This is a genomic window from Brevundimonas sp. KH_060 (genome assembly GCF_057838275.1).
On the sequence record NZ_CM174463.1, the window covers coordinates 260,696 to 277,926 of the forward strand.

Sequence of the window (17,231 nt, forward strand, 5' to 3'; positions counted from 1 at the left end):
ATCTGGGTGAGAGGGGAAATCCATGCTGAGAGTTCTGCACCGGGCGGCGTCCGCTCTGGTTATGGCGACTGTGATCGGCCTTGCGCCCGGCGTCGCCTTTGCGCTGGCCGAGCCGACCTCGACGCCGCAGGCGCCGATTGCGGCCTATAAACCGAGAAGCAATGAGATCCTGTGGGACGGCTACGGCGTCCCGCACATCTACGGCGTCGACGCGCCCTCAGCCTTCTACGGCTACGGCTGGGCCCAGGCGCGCAGCCACGGCGACAACATCCTGCGCCTGTATGGAGAAGCGCGGGGCAAAGGGGCCGAATACTGGGGCCCGGATTACGAACAGACGACCGTCTGGCTGCTGACCAACGGCGTGCCGGAGCGCGCCCAGCAGTGGTATGCGCAGCAGTCGCCTGATTTCCGCGCCAACCTCGACGCCTTCGCCGCGGGCATCAACGCCTATGCGCAGCAGAACCCCGACGATATCTCGCCTGAGGTGCGGCAGGTGCTGCCGGTCTCCGGCGCCGACGTGGTGGCTCACGCCCATCGCCTGATGAACTTCCTCTATGTCGCGTCGCCCGGCCGCACCCTGGGCGAGGGCGACCCGCCGGACCTGGCCGATCAGGGATCCAACTCCTGGGCTGTGGCGCCGGGCAAGACGGCGAACGGGAACGCCCTGCTGTTGCAGAACCCGCACCTGTCCTGGACGACGGACTACTTCACCTACTACGAGGCGCATCTCGTCACGCCGGACTTCGAAATCTATGGCGCGACCCAGATCGGCCTGCCGGTCATCCGCTTCGCCTTCAATCAGCGGATGGGCATCACCAATACCGTCAACGGCATGGTGGGGGCCACCAACTATCGGCTGACGCTTCAGGACGGCGGCTATCTGTATGACGGTCAGGTGCGGCCGTTCGAGCGGCGTCAGGCCTCGTATCGCCTGCGTCAGGCGGACGGGTCGACGGTCGACAAGCCGTTGGAGATTCGCTCCAGCGTCCATGGCCCGGTCTTCGAGCGCGCGGACGGCACGGCCGTCGCCGTTCGGGTCGCCGGTCTGGATCGGCCGGGCATGCTCGAGCAGTATTTCGACATGATCACGGCGGACAGCTTCGACGACTACGAAGCCGCCATGGCGCGGATGCAGGTGCCGACCTTCAACATCGTCTACGCCGACCGCGAAGGGACCATCAACTACAGCTTCAACGGAGTGGCGCCCAAACGGGCCGAGGGCGACATCGCCTTCTGGCAGGGGCTCGTGCCGGGCGATTCCTCGCGTTACCTGTGGACCGAGACCCACCCGCTGGACGATCTGCCGCGCGTCACCAATCCGCCGGGCGGCTTCGTGCAGAACTCCAATGATCCGCCGTGGACGCCGACCTGGCCCGTCACCTACACGCCCAGGGACTTCCCCTCCTATCTGGCGCCCCAGACGCCGCACTCCCTGCGCGCACAACAAAGCGTGCGTCTGATGTCCGAGAACGACGACCTGACGCTGGAGCGCTTCATGGCGCTACAGTTTAGCCATCGCGCCGTCATGGCCGACCGCACCTTGCCGGATCTGATCCCAGCGGCCCTGATAGACCCCGATCCCGAGGTCCAGGCGGCGGCGCGCCTGCTGGCGGCGTGGGATCGCGAGTTCACCAGCGACAGCCGCGCCGCCCTGCTGTTCGAGGAATGGGCGCGTCTGTTCGCTGGCCAGAATTTCGCCGGCCAGGCCGGCTTCGCCACGCCCTGGTCGCTGGATAAGCCGGTCAGCACCCCCTACGGCGTCCGCGACCCCAAGGCCGCCGTCGATCAACTGCGGACCGCTATCGCCAACACCAAGCGCAAATACGGCGCGATCGACCGGCCGTTCGGCGACGCCTCGCGCATGATCCTGAACGACGTGAATGTTCCGGGCGCCGCCGGCTACGGCAACCTGGGTTCCTTCCGGGTCTTCACCTGGTCCGATCCTGACGAAAACGGGATTCGCACGCCCGTCCACGGCGAGACGTGGGTGGCGATGATCGAGTTCTCCACGCCGGTGCGGGCCTATGGCCTGATGAGCTACGGCAACTCTCGCCAGCCGGGCACGACGCACTACAGCGATCAGATCGAACGCGTGTCGCGCGCCGACTTCCGCGAGCTGTTGCTGCGGCGAGAGCAGGTCGAGGCCGCCGTCCAGGAACGCACGCCCTTCAACTTCAAGCCATGAAAGGCCTGACCATGACACGACGGATCAGATATTCGGCGGGCGCAGCGTCGCTGGCGCTGATGGTCGCCGCCTCTGGAGCGGCGGCGGGCGAGCCGGCCTTCACTTCGGTTCAGGTCGAGGGCTTTTCGGTACCGGGCGCTCTGTCGAACGCCTGGGCCGACTTCGACAACGACGGCGACCTGGACCTGGCCGTTTCCTGGAAGAGCGGCGAAGTTCGCCTCTATCGCAACGACGGCGGCGCTTTCGTCAACATCGGTCCGGAGATGGGCCTGCCGACCTCGGGCATCGAGATTCGGGGGGTGAGCTGGGGCGACTTCGACGGTGACGGGTTCGTCGACTTGATGGGCGGATCGAATGTCATGGGCGATCGCGCGGCCAATCGCTCCTTCGTCTGGCGCAACGAAGGCAGTCTGCGTTTTGTGGAGCAGGCCGAGACGTTGGGCCTTCTCGTGCCGGGGCGGATGAGCCGCCAGGCCAACTGGATCGACTACGACAACGACGGCGCGCTGGACTTCTATGCGGCGGACCGCGCCGGGCCAAACCAGCTCTTTCGCAATCAGGACGGCCGTTTCATTCCGGTGATGGGGGAGGGCGGCGTCAACGACGTTCGCGCTACCGTCGGGGCCTGTTGGCTGGACTATGACCGCGACGGCGACCTGGACCTGTTCCTGGCCAACCAGTCCGGCTCCACTGACGCCTTGTGGCGCAATGACGGGGGCAGCTTCGTCGACGTGGCTCCGGCCCTGGGCATGGATCAAGCCAGGCGGGATCGCAGCACGGGCGGCGTCGGTTGCGCGGTCGGCGACTATGACAACGACGGGAACCTCGACCTCTTCGTCGCCGTCTATGGCGCGGACCTGCTGTACCGCAATAACGGCGACGGGACGTTTTCCGAAGTCGCGGCCCAGGCCGGGCTGGATCACGGCGGCCACGCCGTGGCGGCGGCCTGGGGCGACTACGACAATGACGGCTGGCTGGACCTCTTCGTCACCCATTATGAAGGCGAGCCGGGCAAGCAGATTCCCGTCAATCTGCTCTACCGCAATCTCGGCGACGGCCGGTTTGAACAGGTTCTGACCCGCGAGAGCCTGTTGAACGCCGGCGATCACGGCGTCGAATGGATCGACTACGACAACGACGGCGCGTTGGACCTGTCGCTGACTGACGGATACGGCGACGAGGGCGGCCACTTCCTATTCCATAACGATCTGGCTGAGCCGGCGCGCTCACGCAGCCTCAGCGTTCTGGTCTTGGACGAGGGCGGAAAGCGTATTCCGCCAGGCGCGGAAGTGCGGCTGTTTGACCGGGAGGGCCAAATTCTGGGAACCCGGCAGGTCTCGACGGGGGGCGGCTATAACGCCCAAAGCGCCGGTCCCGTGCATTTCGGCCTGGCCAGGATGCAGCCGGTTCGGGTTGAGGTCAGCTATATGGGCGGCAAGCGGGTCGTCATTGAAGATGTTGATCCTCAAGCTTTCACCGGCCGGCGATTGGCCGTGACGCCGGCTGGACCTCTGGGGCAACGGTAGGGGGAAACGTTCTCTGGCGTGTAGGTCGACACCAGGCTCTCCGGTCCAGCAAGGTTCTGGAGTTTAGATGCCGCAGCTGGTGATGGTGCGTTGCAGTGCATGCTGCCGGCTCTTCTCGCGACGGCAGTCCTCTCACGCGCGACCGACGGGTGAGGGAACGGCAACAGCAACGAGCTGTGTGGATGGTATCTAGACGCTGCGGTCGAACGATAAGCTGTATCGTTTCTGAACTTTAATGAGTCCGCTTCCTGACCGGCCCCTACAGACAGCCCCTGCGCCTGCCTGAGACACCTGCAGCTTCGCTAACCCCATCAGAATCTGGCCACGGCACTCTGCGGACAGCTCCAGTCAAGCGACTTCCAACGGTATCGGTCGCAAGCTGACCTTCAGCGGAGCGCCCTCTGAAGGTCTGGTTCCCGCGCCGGCGCCAGTGTCCGCTTCTGGCGCTAAGCTGACCTAATCGCGATAGCAGACAGGTCATTGGCCGCATTGATCGGTACGCCTGAGGCCTTCCGCTCGGAATAGCGGTCCACTAACTGACCGGCATGGGCGCGGGTCAGGATGGTGAAGCGCACCAGTTCCTCCATCACGTCGACGATGCGGTCGTAGTAGCTGGACGGCTTCATGCGGCCGTTGTCGTCGAACTCCATGAAGGCCTTGGCGACGCTGGACTGGTTGGGGATGGTGATCATCCGCATCCAACGACCCAGCAGGCGCAGGGTGTTGACTGCATTGAAACTCTGCGAGCCGCCTGAGACCTGCATGACGGCCAGGGTACGGCCCTGGGTCGGGCGCATGCCGCCCATACTGAGCGGCAAGTGGTCGATCTGGAGCTTCATGATCCCGGAAATCTGGCCGTGGCGCTCGGGACTGCTCCAGACCATGCCCTCCGACCACAGGGCGTGTTCGCGCAGTTCGTGGACGGCGGGATGATCGTCGTAGTCGACCTGATCGGTCAACGGCAGGTCGGATGGATCGAAGATGCGCGTCTCGCAGCCCATGAAGCGCAGAAGGCGCGCGGCCTCTTCGACGCACAGGCGGGAAAAGGACCGATCCCGCAGCGAACCGTAGAGCAGCAGGATGCGCGGCGGATGATCGTTCGGGCCGAGGCCCAGCGCGGGCTGGCTGGACAGGTAAGCCGGGTCGAGCGCGGGCAGGTGGTCGGGATCGGGCAGGACGCGAAGACGGGTCATTGGGTACGCAACTCCTTGAACATGAAAGCCGCCGAGGCCGGGCACAGAGCGCTGAACTGCCTGGAGGCGGCGACGGCGGGCGGCGCAGCGGAACGCGGCAGAGCGACGTAACCGTGCCCCTGGAAGAAGGCCGTCGCCGAAGTCGTGAGCAGGTAGAGGCTGGACACCCGTTGTTCGGCTGCCCTGGCTTCCAGCGACGAGAGGATCGCGGCGCCCAGACCGGCGCCACGACGCTCATCGACGACGACCATGGAGCGGATCAGGGCGTCGGAACCGATCTGCTCCAGCCCGCCGTAGCCGATCAGGCCGGCGTCGTCCTCGAAGCGGTAGAAGCGCCGACCGGGCTCATGGAGATCATCCGTCGGCAGGCCGGCGGCCTCCAGCGCGGCGATGAGGTCGGGAGTGGGCTCGGGCAACTCCACGACGTTGAAGGCCATCAGCAAGCGTCCTTCTTCGGGGCGGTCGCGGGGAAATAGCGGCGGCCCAGCCACAGGGCCACTGAGACCAGCAAGATCAGCACCGGCACCTCGACCAGCGGGCCGATGACGGCGGCGAAGGCGACCGGCGAGGCCAGCCCGAAGGCTGCGATGGCGACGGCAATCGCCAATTCAAAGTTGTTGGAGGCGGCGGTGAAAGCCAGGGCCGTGGTGCGCGGATAGTCCGCCTCGATCAGCCGTCCCATCAGGAAGCTGACCACGAACATGACGAAGAAGTAGATCGTCAACGGAATGGCGATGCGCAGGGCGTCCAGCGGCAGGGCGACCACCTCGCCGCCTTTGAGGCTGAACATGGCGACGATGGTGAACAGCAGGGCGATCAGGGTGATCGGCGCGATGCGCGGCAGGAAACGCGTCTCGTACCAGTCGTTCCCCTTCCTCTCGACCAGCGCGCGCCGGGTCAGGAATCCGCCCAGGAAGGGTAGGCCCAGATAGACCAGGACGGCGCCGGCGATGGTCCAGACGCTCACTTCGACCACGCTGCTCTCCAGCCCGAACAGGGGCGGCAGCACGGTCAGGAACAGCCAGGCGTAGAGGCTGAAGAAGGCGATCTGGAAGATCGAGTTGAAGGCGACCAGACCCGCCACATACTGGTTGTCGCCACGCGCCAACTGGTTCCAGACCAGCACCATGGCGATGCAGCGGGCCAGGCCGATCAGGATGACGCCGGTCATGTATTCCGGCTGGTCGCGCAGGAAGATGACCGCCAGGGCGAACATCAACACCGGCCCCAGCACCCAGTTCTGGAACAGGGACAGCAGCAGCACGCGCCTGTCGGCGAAGACGCGCGGCAGTTCCTCGTATTTCACCCGCGCTAGCGGCGGATACATCATCAGGATCAGGCCGATGGCGATCGGTACGTTGGTCGTCCCGACCGACAGGCGGTCGATCCATACGGGCAGCCCCGGCACGACCGTGCCCAACAGCACACCCAGCGCCATGGCGGCGAAAATCCACAGCGTCAGCCAGCGATCCAGGAAGGAGAGGCGGCGCTTCGGCTGCTCAGTGATCACGGCGTCGACCATCAGCGGACCCTCCGGCCCTCGGCGTCGATGACGACCTCGCCGTCCTCCTTGGTGAAGGGTTTCAGGCCTTCGGATGGCAGGAGGTCCAGAACCGCCTCAGACGGCCGACACAGCTTCACGCCCAGCGGCGACACGACGATGGGGCGATTCAGCAGGATTGGGTGCGCCTCGATGGCGTCCAGCAGTTGATCGTCGGACAGGGCGGGATCGCCGAGGCCCAGTTCGGCGAAGGGCGTGCCCTTCTCGCGCAGCAGGCTGTGCAGCGGCGCGCCCATGCGTTCGGCCAGACCCAGGGTCATGGCGCGGCTGGGCGGCGTCTTCAGATATTCGATGACGTGGGGCTCGATGCCGACGTGGCGGATCAGGGCCAGGGTGTTGCGCGACGTCCCGCAGGCGGGGTTATGATAGATGACGACGTCCATGGGAGCCTCAGGTGCGGCAGGAGTTGAGTTCAGCCAGCAGCGGCTCGCACAACTCGGCGCGGCCCTGGCAGCAGTCCTTGAGCAGAAACAGGACCAAGGCCTGAAGGCGATCCAGATCGGCGCGGTAGATGATCGACCGGCTGCGCCGCTCCGAACTGATCAGACCGGCGCGGGACAGAACCCCGAGGTGCGCCGACATGGTGTTGGCCGGCACGGCGAGGGCGTCCGCGATCTCGCCGGCGGGCAGGCCCTCGGGCTCATGCCGGACCAGCAGGCGGAACGTTTCAAGCCGCGTGGGTTGCGCCAGGGCGGCTAGGGCGAGGATGGTGGCTTCTGATTCCATAATTCCAAGATAATGGAATTATTGGGTAAGTCAAAAGGGGCTCCTGCCAATGACGCTGGGTGGGCGGTGGCTACGAGGCGGTTCGGTTGTGGTGGGACTTCGCTCGCCAAGAGTGATGTAATTAAGCAACAATAGCTTCAGATAGAAAACTATACGCGGCATGTTAAGTGTCAGCATTTTTGACACTCAGTAAAATCTTCAATAATTTCAATATTAAAATCTATAGTCACGAAATATAGAATAGCGTGACTACGCCTAGCAAGTGAAAAAGTTGTTTCGCTCAAAAAATTCCTGTGTCTATTCGATAGTCCTTCGAAACAGAAGGGCGAAATGCATGGACATGTTTGTTGCTTCCAGTGTTCACGGACTTCCAGAAGGAGAATTTGCATACTTCTCGGAAAAAGAAGGAGGGTTGCCTGTCCGCGCGATTGTGACAGGGCGACGTAATCGCCGGACCGGCGCCTACTTCAGTGTGAAATGCGGCTATGCCGTTCCATGGGAGTCGGGAAATGAATTGCGCGCTATCTACGATGCAGAAGTGCGTACGGACGTGGTGCGCTATCGCGCTCAACCTCACACCCTTCATCTTGGAAACGGCAAGGGCGTGCGTCAATACACGCCTGATCTCGAACTCCAGCTGACCGACGGAACGATCGAGATCATTGAGGTCAAAGGACGCTTCATTGAAGAGGCGGACCCGCAGTACTCTGAAAAACTGAATGCTGCCCGGAAGGTCTATGCGATCACCGGCTACAAGTTCCGCGTGACCGAATACGACCAGTGTCGAGACGCGCAATCCAAGGCCGTCGATGAGGTGCAGGCCTACCGCCGCGTTGTCATCACGCCGGGGGACACGATCGCGATCGCTGAACTTTTCCGTACCGAGGATCAGTTGCCGTTGGGCTGCATTTCTCTTGGCTCTGGTAATGGGATCGTCGATCGCGCCAAGCTGTGCGCGATGATGGTGCGTCGGATCGTCGATATCGATCTGAGCAAGGGTCTCAGGGCTGACAGCATGGTTCGCCTGATCCGCTCGAAGGAGCCGATCAATGTCTAGGCGGATGGCTATCGCGCATGGGCAGAAAATCCGGTTGCAGGGCCGAGACTATGAATTCCTGAACGCGGTTCCGGCTCAGGATGAAAACGCTGACGCTCATGACCTGCAGTTCCGTGACGTTCACGACCATAGGGTCCGCGCAATCAGCCAGGTCGAGTTTGACGACCTCTATGTTGCTGGAGAGGTCCGTTGGTGGAATGCCTTTGAACGGCCCTATGACGATGGCCCCACCGATCCGTGCCAGAATGGCGACACCTGTCTGGGCTGCAATAACTGTAGTGAATTGGCGCGCCGCCGTTCGATGCAGGGGTTGTTGAAGGCGTTTGACGATGATCCGGTATCGAAGACGGATGTGGCCCTTCAGCAGTTCCTGGATCAGCGCGAACAGGATTGGCCGGCTATTGCAGGGCGCTATCCTCGCGCGGCGGTGTTCCGTCGGATGCTGAGGGAATGGGGAGAGCCGGGGGATCGCCGCCTGAGCTACATTGGCCGCTCTCGTGCGCCTTCAGGTCACAGGAAGTCGCGTCTTCACCCAGCGGCTGAAAGCATGCTGTGGGAAAAGGCAGACGCCTATTTTTCGGATCGTCGGGTCAGCTCTGATGACGTCCATGCGGCGTTGGATGTGGCGCTTCGAGCCAAGAACCAGGAAAGAGCGACAAGCGGCTTGGCGCCGATCAGCATTCCCAGTCGCGTCACTGTCTGGCGGCGTCTGACCGAGCATATGGACTACGATAAAACTCGCGCCCGCCATGGTGCGCGGGTGGCCCAGCGGACCTTTGTGCCGTTGAAGCGCCATGTGACTGCGCAGCGGATTCTTGATGTTGCCGTCATGGACCACACCGTGATCGACTGTTTCGTGGTGGATGACGAGCATCACATTCCGGTGGGGCGCCCATACCTCACCGTCGCGATTGATGTGCGGTCACGCTATCCGCTCGGCTATCATGTCGGCTTCACGCCCCCGAGCATTGAGTCCGCGATGGCGTGTCTTCGTCAGGTCGTGCGCCCGAAGGCCGACCTGAACAATCGCCATCCCGATGTTCGACCTTGGCAGGTCTTCGGCGTGCCGCGCACCCTTCTTGTCGACAACGGATGGGAGTTCATCGGGCGGTCGTTCAAGGACGCTTGTGAGGACGCTGGCATTTCGGTGGAATGGGTGCCCGTGAAGACGCCCGAATACAAGGGCATTGTCGAGCGGTTCTTTGGTACGCTGAATAAGCAGCTGTTCCACAAGATGCGCGGGGGCGTGCCTTTTAAGCCCCAGCTTTTGGCGGAATATGGCATCGATCCTACTGCCGACGCTGTCCTGCTCCTGTCTGAACTAGATGAGCTCATCCATCAGTTCGTGGTGGAGGTGTACGGACGAAATTATCATTCCGGCCTGAAAGCCATTCCCGAGCAAGTCTGGAAGGAGCGTGAGTCGATTGACGGTATCGAATATGCCAAGAACTTGCGTGGTCTCGATCATGCCCTCTCTCGAGTCGCCGAGAGGACGCTGAACCGGAAGGGGATAGAGTTCAAACGCCTGACCTATAATTCGGACGCTGTGTTCGATCTGCTGAACACCATGCTTCCGAAGGCGGCTCGCCGAGGACGTGCTGCGCACTCACTGAAGGTGAAAATTAAATACTGGCCTGACGACCTGTCACAAGTCGCCGTGTGGAACATCGTCACGAATGAATATGTTTCCCTGCCTTGCGTCGACCAGGAGTATGCGTCGGGTCTTAGCGAACATCATCATGAAGTCCTGATGCGCTACGCCGAGGAAAAAGGGCTGGCGTTTAGCTCTAATGCCGAACGGGCGGCCGCTCGGGCCGCCTTGCAGGAAAAGGCGAAGACGTTCGTCCAGGACCGACGCCTGCTGGGACGAAAGAGGGGGCAGCGCTTGGCGCAGGCCCCTGAACGACGCGATCTCTCCGACGACCTCCAATTGGTCAGTGGTCTGGAAATCGGGACGCTTGTTAATCGGAAACGCGGTGACGAGATTCAGAAGGGACCGCACCGGCGAAAGAACGCGCGTAAGTCGGCAGCCCGCAAAACTGCCGATGTTCCCGCACCTTCCATCACGGTCCGGTCGTCGCAGGGGAAATCTGGTCAGGTGGTCGATCCGTTTGCAGGCACGGATCGTCAGGCGCTCTTGGCCCGCTTTCGTCAAGGAGAGCGAGGATGAGCGATCACGACTTGCGACGCCTCGCAGCGAACCGCCGCGCGCGGATGGACGCCATCTTCATCGCTTCGCCCCGCACCCGCGAAGCGCATGATCAGTTCCATTTTCTGATGGCGCATGCGGCGGAGACGTCCACCAGCAAGCTGTGCGTTCTGCTTGTCGCGCCTTCTCAGTCAGGAAAGACGCGATTGATCCAGACATTCGCGGAGGAGATGAATGCCCCGGATATCTTGGCGAAGCGCCAGATTCCGGTGCTGCATGTGGAACTGCAGGCGGAAGTCACGCGCAAGGGATTGGCTCAGAACATCCTCCTGGCCTTGCAGGATGAGATGCATCGGCACGGTGGTCCTGAACTTCAGACCGGCGCGCTCAAAGGGAATGAGACGGAACTCTGGCAGCGCGTCTATCGCTATTTGGAAGCTGGGGCGGTGAAGCTGCTTGTCTTGGATGAGATTCACCACGTCAAATCGTCCTCGCCCGAAATGGCGCGGTCGGTCGGGGAGTGCATCAAGCACGCGCTTCTGAAAGGCCCCTGTCCGATCGTGCTGGCGGGTATCTATTCGGCCGAGCTGCCGTTTAAAGCCAACGAACAACTGCAACTAAGGGCGATCCCTTCCATCGACCTGCGGAGATTTTCGCCCTTCAATCAGGCTGATCTGCGCCTCTTCATCGAATTCCTCGCCGCGTACGTCGTTCGCCTCGAGGACGAAGGTATCGTTTCGAATGCCAGCCTGCTGCTGGAAGGGCAAAACCCCGCCTGCATTCTGGAGGTTTCTCGGGGTGTTCTCGGCGTCGCGTGCCGCCTGCTTAAAGAAGCGGTCGTGTTGATGACCATGCAAGGGAGAGATCGTCTTACCCTGGATGATCTGATCGAAGCGACGGATTCCGCGTTCGTGCGCTCCGGGGTGCACCATCGGAACCCCTTTGTTTCCGGTCTCGAAGCTATGCGGGAATACGCCGATGTCTAGCAGCGGCTCTGTCCTGTTGCCGCTGTTCATTCCGGCGGATGTGAGGCCTGGCGAGGGCCTGCTGTCCATGTTGGTTCGGACAGCTGAAAAGAACGTGCTTGGTCGCCTGCATCGCATGGCGCACTTTGCTAAATTGGAAGATAGCCGCGTCGACAGTATCCCGTTCACCAGGGGCGAGGACGCAACTGCACTTGCGTCTGTTTTGTCGGTATGCGCCGATGATGTTCGGAGGCGGATGCATCCAACGGTGCATCACTCAAGTGCTGACGAATACGTGGATTGGTACGGAACGCCACTGCATCGACGATATATTGAGACGCGCCAGAGGCGGTTTTCTCCCGCGTCCCTGAATGCGCTGGGCCATGACTTGGCAATCTGGTCTTTGAAACCGCTCTCGTTCTGTCCCGATAGCCTGGAAGTGCTGGTTGATCGCTGCGGCGAGTGTGACCGCGCGATCAGTTGGGCGACGATGTCATCGTTGTCGTTCTGTGATGGCTGTAAACGGTCGATGGCGTCCGATCTGGGCGAGATGGTCCCTGTCGAGTTGGGAGTGGATGCACGACTCGCCGCGCGCATGGTTGATCCTGACCCGGCAGTACGGCGCGGTGCACTCGAAGAATTGCCTCTTCCTTTCCGGTCATGGGAAGCCGGGGATGTGTTTCAGGCGGTTGTGGAATTGGGACTGGTCGCGCGTAGCCCTATCGCGCCTGACGGTTGCAAGCGATGGAAGTCGATGAACAGGGGCAACTTCGACGCCTACTCAACCGAAGACCTGGTTGCAGGTATCCGTTTTGTTCGCCACTGGCCCGATAGCTTGAAGGATCACCTGAAAGAAATCACTGAGAAGCGATCTGGTCCGATCAGGATTCTCATGGGGCGATTAGGGAAGTATTTCGACAAGGCCTGCTCGCAGACGCCGATTCAGCGTTTGGTGCAGCAGACCGTCCCTGACGTCATGCGCCAACTGCCGATCCCTCTTCGATCCAATCAGTTCCAGACGGAGAATGTTCAACGATCTGCAGATCAGGTCACAGCGACTGAAGCCGCAGCGCATGTGCTCTCTGATAAGAAGATGGTCGCCAGATTGGCCGGATCATCTCGGTGCTGCATAGCGAAGAAGGCGGGCGCGAGCCTCTATAAACGATCTGCGGTGGAGCAGGCTTTTCAGGCTTGGCGCGCTTCGATTGCCTTCAGGCAGGTTGCTGCCGTTCTGGGTTTGCAAACCTACTGCGTGCAGTCCCTGCTGGATGCCGGTTTGATCGAGGCGCCGGCCAATGTCGATGCCGCCCTCCTTGCGCAGGAGGCTTTGATCACAAAGGAATCTGCAGACCGCTTTATGCTCCGCTTCGCGCATGTGCCCCTGAGTGACGGGGGATCGCAGATCGTTTCCTTTCGCGAAGCTATGCGAGACGTTCTCGCTCCCGATCTGTGGGTGCAGGGCTTTGAAGGCCTTTTGTCTGGCGCGCTGAGATTGGCGAAATATGCTGAAACGGATGCCTGCCTGGCTGATCGCCTATACGTCTACGACGACGATTTCGAACATCTGCGCATTGGTGATGATCGACGTGATCCGCCTGACCTGAGTGTTTCGGCGTCTGAGGCGGCCGAACTGCTCAATGTAAGCAACACCCTGGTCAGCGGCGCGGTCAAGATCGGATTGATCCAGGGGACGCCCACTAAGACCAGCGTGCAGGTGCCGCTTTCAGAAGTGCGTCGATATCGTCGGGACTTCATCGGCGCTCAGGAGGTTAAGAGGAGGGCTGGCCTTTCTGCCCAGCGCTTTTCAGCGTTGATGAAAGCGCGGGGCTTCAAGCCGGCGGGCGATGTCTACAACACGCTGTTCTGGCGCAGGGCCGAGGCTGAACTCGCTCTGTCGAGTCAGTGTTCCTGAAACAGCCGCCCCTTTGAGTCAGCGATAGTGGAATTGGAGTCGTAAGGGCGTTCCCGCGACCCTTTGTAGCGCTATGTAATTAATGAGTTTTCTGAAGCGGCGAGAGTCGATCTCGGTGAAATTCGACAATGATCTCCAATTTCCCAGACTCGTTCGGATCGTTGCGGGTGAGCGGACGGGTTCGCCTGTTCCATCGGTTCGACCTCGGCGGCAAAAGTGCGCGACGGGTATGCTGGCTTGTGTCGTCCAGGACGGCGAGCGACACTTCATCGTCGAACGAACGTCGCAGGTGGAAGGCGTGACTGAATTCGTAGCGTTGCTGACCGAGCGAGAGCGCCAGTGCCTCCGGCTTGTCCATGCACACTTCAATTCGAAGCAGATCGCGCGGGAGCTGGGCATCCGCCCGGGCACGGTGGATCGACACTGCGAGAACGCGACCAGGAAGCTGCAGGTCGAGAACCGCATCGCGGCCGCGCTTGCGCTCGCGGCCCGCGAAGGGGTTGGGGGCGGCTCCCAATCGGGCTCATTCCCAATACTCGCCGAGGGGCTGATCGCATCGATTGGGGGCGCCGAAAGGACGCCCTATGTTTTCGAGCAACGATCCTATCCCCACCCTGCGTTGGGGCGAAGCCGAAGCCCTCTTCATGAAGATGGCGACGAGCGCCGCCAAACGCCGGATGCTCCCTCATCTCATGGAGGGCGCGCGCAAGCAGGCGCCGTTCCTGACGCCGACCGGCGTGATGAAGGAGCTGGCCTATATCGCAGCGGCCATGTTGGACGCGAACTTCGCGCCAACCCAGTCAGACTCGGGCGTCTGGGAAGCATCCTCGTCGTCTTCGGCGTCGCCGCCGCAGCCGCGTGGATCCTGACAGCCGCAGCCGGCGCCGAACAGTTCGCCTTCGTGCTGCAGAAGCTGCGGTACGGCTCCTGAAGGTTCGCCGGCTACAACACCGGAAGACACTGAACTGATGAAGAGAACCGAGCAGGCGATTCTGATCGCCTCGCGCATACAACGCGCGCTCAAAAGGGCCGAAGACGGTCAGGATCAATCGATCGAACGTCTTGGCGGTCTCGCCCAGGCTCTGACCCGGGGTCGAAAAGACGCGGGCCTGTCCGCCACCGTCGGCCAGCCGGCCTTTGACGCCCTGGCCAGGGCGATGGCGGCCCAGGTCGCCGCGCAGGCCGCGATGGTCGAACTGCATGAGGCCTTGGCCGATGTGAAGGAGACGACGCGTTTCCGCGGCGTGCAACTGGTCGGCCTGGACAAGCAGGACCAGCCGGTTCCCCGCAACGTTCGCCTCTCGCTTATTGAACGGGTGGGCTGAATCGCTCGAGGGTGGCATGGTTCGTCATGTCACCCATCTTTCTGTTCACCCTGATACTGCTGGCCGTGGCGACGGGACTCGCGATTGTTCGCGGCGGGTCTTGGGAGCGCGCAGTGGCGTTCGCCATCATCGTCGGGGGCGTGATCTCCGCCGTCGCCCCGTTTGACCATCGGTCGCCGCCCTGGTTTGCGATCGGCGCGGACGCAGGCGTGTTCCTGCTTCTTTTGTACGGCGTCGTCAGAAGCGGCCGTCGCTGGTTGATCGCGGCGGCAGGTTTCCAATTCCTGGTGCTGGCCACCCATTACGCCTTCGTCTCCAATCTGCGTTTGGAGCAGTGGGCCTATATCTCGGCCTATTACGTCTGGAGCATCGGTGTGATCGGGTCTCTCATCATAGGCAGCCTTGCAAGAAGGCGAAGCCGTCCGCCTCTCCAATCCGAGGCGCGCCCGGACGCGGGCTGAGCGTCTTTGGGCGTCGCGCCCGTTCATCACGCGCCTACATTCTCCTTTAAGTTGTATGTATGACGATCATCGCGTCATGAGGTGCGATGATGCGAAGCAATGCGCGTATCGAGGGCGGAAGGCGCGAGGGCGCCGCGGCGGTGGAGTTCGCCATTGTCGGGCCGGTGTTCATCCTGCTGCTGGTCGGGATGATCGTCTACGGCGCCTGGTTCTGGATGGCCCATTCCGTCCAGTCGGCCGTATCCGAGGGCGCGCGGGCGGCGATCGCGGGACTGGATGCAGCCGAGCGCGGACACCTGGCGCGCGAGGTGGTCGAGGCGCAGCTGAAAGATCTGGGCCTTGAGGCCGGCGACGCCGTTGTGGATGTGCGCGCCGAGCCGGGGCGGTTCCGGGTGGAGGTGGCCTATAACGCGGGCGGCCATCCGCTGATGGCCCTGTCGCCCCTGACCGTGCCGCCGCCTCGCATTATTCGTCGCTCCGCCGTCATCCGCATCGAGGAGAGCTGAGATGCGCTGGTCCCGACGTCTGGGCGATGACCGGGGCGGCGTGGCCGTCATGGCCGCTGTGTTCGGTGCCCTGATCTGCGTTTCAGCGGCGCTCGCCGTCGATGTCGGCTCCATGATGCTGAAGGGGCGTGAGGTGCAGGGCGCGGCGGACCTGTCGGCCCTGGCCGCCGCCCAGACCCTGTCGCAGCCCCTGGTGCGGAGCGAGGCCGCCGCCGCCGACACCGCTCACGCCAACCTGACGGATCTGACGGAGGTGCAGGTTCAGGTGGGCGGCTATGCCCCGGATCGTCGCTTGAAACCGGCCGAACGCTTCACACCCGGCGGCGCCCAGCCGAACGCCGCCCGTGTGGTCCTGAGCGCGCCGGCGCCGCTCTATTTCGGCCGTTGGATCATGGGGCGAGACAGCGTGACGGTGTCCAAGTCGGCGACGGCGGCCCTGCCGGGCGGGCCGCCTAGCGCCATGTTCTCCATCGGCTCTCGACTGGCCGGGCTGGACGGTGGGCTGGCCAACGCCCTGTTGTCCAGCCTGTTGGGAAGCCAAGTGTCGCTGACGGTCATGGACTATCGCGCCCTGGCCGACGCGCGGGTCAATCTGCTGCAATTCTCGGACGCCCTGGCGGCGGAGCTGGGCGTCACGGCAGGCGACTATGACGCCCTTCTGGCGCACGAGGCCCAGACCGGCCAGGTGCTGAAGGCGTTGGAGGCCGTGGCCGGGTCCGATACGCAGAGCGTGCTGGGCAAGCTGAGCCGCCTGCCGACGAGCGCCACGGTGAAGCTGAATGAGCTGATCGGCGTCGAGGCGGATGCGCGCGAGGGCTTGCGGCGTGGGCTGGACGCGGAGGTCTCGGCGATGGACCTGCTGATGGCGACGCTGCAGACCGCCAATCAGGAGCGCCAGCTGGCTCTAGATGTGGGCGCCCGCACGGGGCTGGCGGATCTCGATGTCATGCTGGCCATCGGCGAGCGGCCCAACCGCGCGCCCTGGCTGACGGTGACCAGCACCGGCGAGCCGATCATCCGCACGGTGCAGACGCGCCTCTATCTGAAGGCGACGGCGTTGGACAAGCTGCCTCTGGTCGGCCTGTTGGCGCAGGTCAAAATTCCCATCCTGATCGAGGCGGCCAGCGCCGAGGCGCGTCTGAAGGCGGTGCAGTGCGAGGGGGCGCCGCGCGTGTTGATCGAAGCGCGACCGGGCGTGGCGCGGGTGCGCCTGGGAGAGATCGACGAGAAGCGCCTGCGCGACTTCAAGTCCGAACTCAGGGTCAGTCCGGCCAAGCTGGTGTCGCTTCTGCTCATCACCATCGAGGGCAGCGCCGACATCCAGATCGCGGATCTGGAGTGGAGCGAGCTGAGCTTCACCGGCTCGGAGATCGGTTCGAGCGCGCCCAAGAGCGTCAAGGCCAAGGGGTTTGTGAACGGCCTGCTGACGACTCTGCTGAGGGACACCAAGCTGACGGCCCTGGGTATACCGCTGCACCTCATCACCCAGCTGCTGGCGGCGATCCTGACGCCGCTGGGGCCGGTGCTGGACGGCGTGGTGCAGCCCCTGCTGGAGTTGCTTGGCGTCCGGCTAGGCGAGGCCGACGTCTGGGTGCATGGCGTGCGCTGTCCGAACCAGGGCGGGATTCCGCAACTGGTCGGCTGAGATCAGCGCTCGGGAGAGGC

The 17,231-nt window shown here is 62.9% G+C and carries 16 protein-coding genes and 1 pseudogene; 12 read left to right on the plus strand and 5 right to left on the minus strand.

Annotated features, from left to right (window positions below):
- Positions 1–22: 22 nt before the first annotated feature.
- Positions 23–2,185, plus strand: coding sequence for an acylase (locus AC3IPP_RS01345; protein WP_489150064.1), 2,163 nt, complete (start codon positions 23–25; stop codon positions 2,183–2,185).
- 11 nt (positions 2,186–2,196) lie between these two features.
- The gene (locus AC3IPP_RS01350; protein ID WP_489150065.1) at positions 2,197–3,711 is read left to right on the plus strand and encodes a CRTAC1 family protein; all 1,515 of its coding nucleotides are present in this window, start codon (positions 2,197–2,199) and stop codon (positions 3,709–3,711) included.
- 446 nt (positions 3,712–4,157) lie between these two features.
- Here AC3IPP_RS01350 and arsH read toward each other — a convergent pair whose 3' ends face one another.
- From arsH to AC3IPP_RS01375, 5 genes are read right to left on the minus strand one after another with little or no spacing between them, the layout of a single operon-like run.
- Positions 4,158–4,904 (minus strand): arsenical resistance protein ArsH, encoded by a 747-nt coding sequence (gene arsH, locus AC3IPP_RS01355; RefSeq protein ID WP_489150066.1) that lies wholly within the window; start codon positions 4,902–4,904, stop codon positions 4,158–4,160.
- Positions 4,901–5,341, minus strand: coding sequence for an arsenic resistance N-acetyltransferase ArsN2 (arsN2, locus tag AC3IPP_RS01360; protein WP_489150067.1), 441 nt, complete (start codon positions 5,339–5,341; stop codon positions 4,901–4,903). The genes arsH and arsN2 overlap by 4 nt, the downstream gene beginning before the upstream one ends.
- Positions 5,341–6,426 (minus strand): ACR3 family arsenite efflux transporter, encoded by a 1,086-nt coding sequence (gene arsB, locus AC3IPP_RS01365; RefSeq protein WP_489150068.1) that lies wholly within the window; start codon positions 6,424–6,426, stop codon positions 5,341–5,343. Before arsB ends, arsN2 begins: the two co-directional genes overlap by 1 nt.
- Positions 6,426–6,848, minus strand: a complete 423-nt coding sequence (gene arsC, locus AC3IPP_RS01370) for an arsenate reductase (glutaredoxin) (RefSeq protein WP_489150069.1) — start codon at positions 6,846–6,848, stop codon at positions 6,426–6,428. Before arsC ends, arsB begins: the two co-directional genes overlap by 1 nt.
- 7 nt (positions 6,849–6,855) lie before the next feature.
- Positions 6,856–7,191 (minus strand): ArsR/SmtB family transcription factor, encoded by a 336-nt coding sequence (locus AC3IPP_RS01375; protein WP_489150070.1) that lies wholly within the window; start codon positions 7,189–7,191, stop codon positions 6,856–6,858.
- A 334-nt stretch (positions 7,192–7,525) separates the two neighbouring features.
- Between AC3IPP_RS01375 and AC3IPP_RS01380 the strand changes: the two genes are divergently transcribed.
- The 10 genes and pseudogenes from AC3IPP_RS01380 (at position 7,526) to AC3IPP_RS01425 (ending at position 17,211) form a co-directional block, all read left to right on the plus strand.
- Positions 7,526–8,248 (plus strand): TnsA endonuclease N-terminal domain-containing protein, encoded by a 723-nt coding sequence (locus AC3IPP_RS01380; RefSeq protein ID WP_489150071.1) that lies wholly within the window; start codon positions 7,526–7,528, stop codon positions 8,246–8,248.
- A gap of 4 nt (positions 8,249–8,252) precedes the next feature.
- Positions 8,253–10,418 carry a DDE-type integrase/transposase/recombinase gene (locus tag AC3IPP_RS01385; protein WP_489150072.1) on the plus strand — a complete coding sequence of 722 codons (2,166 nt, stop codon included), beginning with the start codon at positions 8,253–8,255 and terminating at the stop codon, positions 10,416–10,418.
- The gene (locus tag AC3IPP_RS01390; RefSeq protein ID WP_489150073.1) at positions 10,415–11,383 is read left to right on the plus strand and encodes a TniB family NTP-binding protein; all 969 of its coding nucleotides are present in this window, start codon (positions 10,415–10,417) and stop codon (positions 11,381–11,383) included. Before AC3IPP_RS01385 ends, AC3IPP_RS01390 begins: the two co-directional genes overlap by 4 nt.
- The gene (locus tag AC3IPP_RS01395; RefSeq protein WP_489150074.1) at positions 11,376–13,274 is read left to right on the plus strand and encodes a hypothetical protein; all 1,899 of its coding nucleotides are present in this window, start codon (positions 11,376–11,378) and stop codon (positions 13,272–13,274) included. Before AC3IPP_RS01390 ends, AC3IPP_RS01395 begins: the two co-directional genes overlap by 8 nt.
- Before the next feature lie 229 nt (positions 13,275–13,503).
- Positions 13,504–13,692 (plus strand): annotated as a pseudogene (locus AC3IPP_RS01400) (LuxR C-terminal-related transcriptional regulator); the annotation flags it as partial.
- A gap of 226 nt (positions 13,693–13,918) precedes the next feature.
- Positions 13,919–14,143, plus strand: coding sequence for a hypothetical protein (locus AC3IPP_RS01405; protein ID WP_489151085.1), 225 nt, complete (start codon positions 13,919–13,921; stop codon positions 14,141–14,143).
- A 99-nt stretch (positions 14,144–14,242) separates the two neighbouring features.
- Positions 14,243–14,599, plus strand: coding sequence for a hypothetical protein (locus AC3IPP_RS01410; RefSeq protein WP_087140527.1), 357 nt, complete (start codon positions 14,243–14,245; stop codon positions 14,597–14,599).
- Between the two features lie 113 nt (positions 14,600–14,712).
- Positions 14,713–15,060 carry a hypothetical protein gene (locus AC3IPP_RS01415; protein ID WP_489150075.1) on the plus strand — a complete coding sequence of 116 codons (348 nt, stop codon included), beginning with the start codon at positions 14,713–14,715 and terminating at the stop codon, positions 15,058–15,060.
- Positions 15,061–15,146: 86 nt separating this feature from the next.
- Complete coding sequence (locus AC3IPP_RS01420) at positions 15,147–15,566, plus strand: TadE/TadG family type IV pilus assembly protein (protein WP_489150076.1); 420 nt, start codon at positions 15,147–15,149, stop codon at positions 15,564–15,566.
- A 1-nt stretch (position 15,567) separates the two neighbouring features.
- Positions 15,568–17,211 (plus strand): TadG family pilus assembly protein, encoded by a 1,644-nt coding sequence (locus tag AC3IPP_RS01425; RefSeq protein WP_489150077.1) that lies wholly within the window; start codon positions 15,568–15,570, stop codon positions 17,209–17,211.
- Positions 17,212–17,231: the final 20 nt, after the last annotated feature.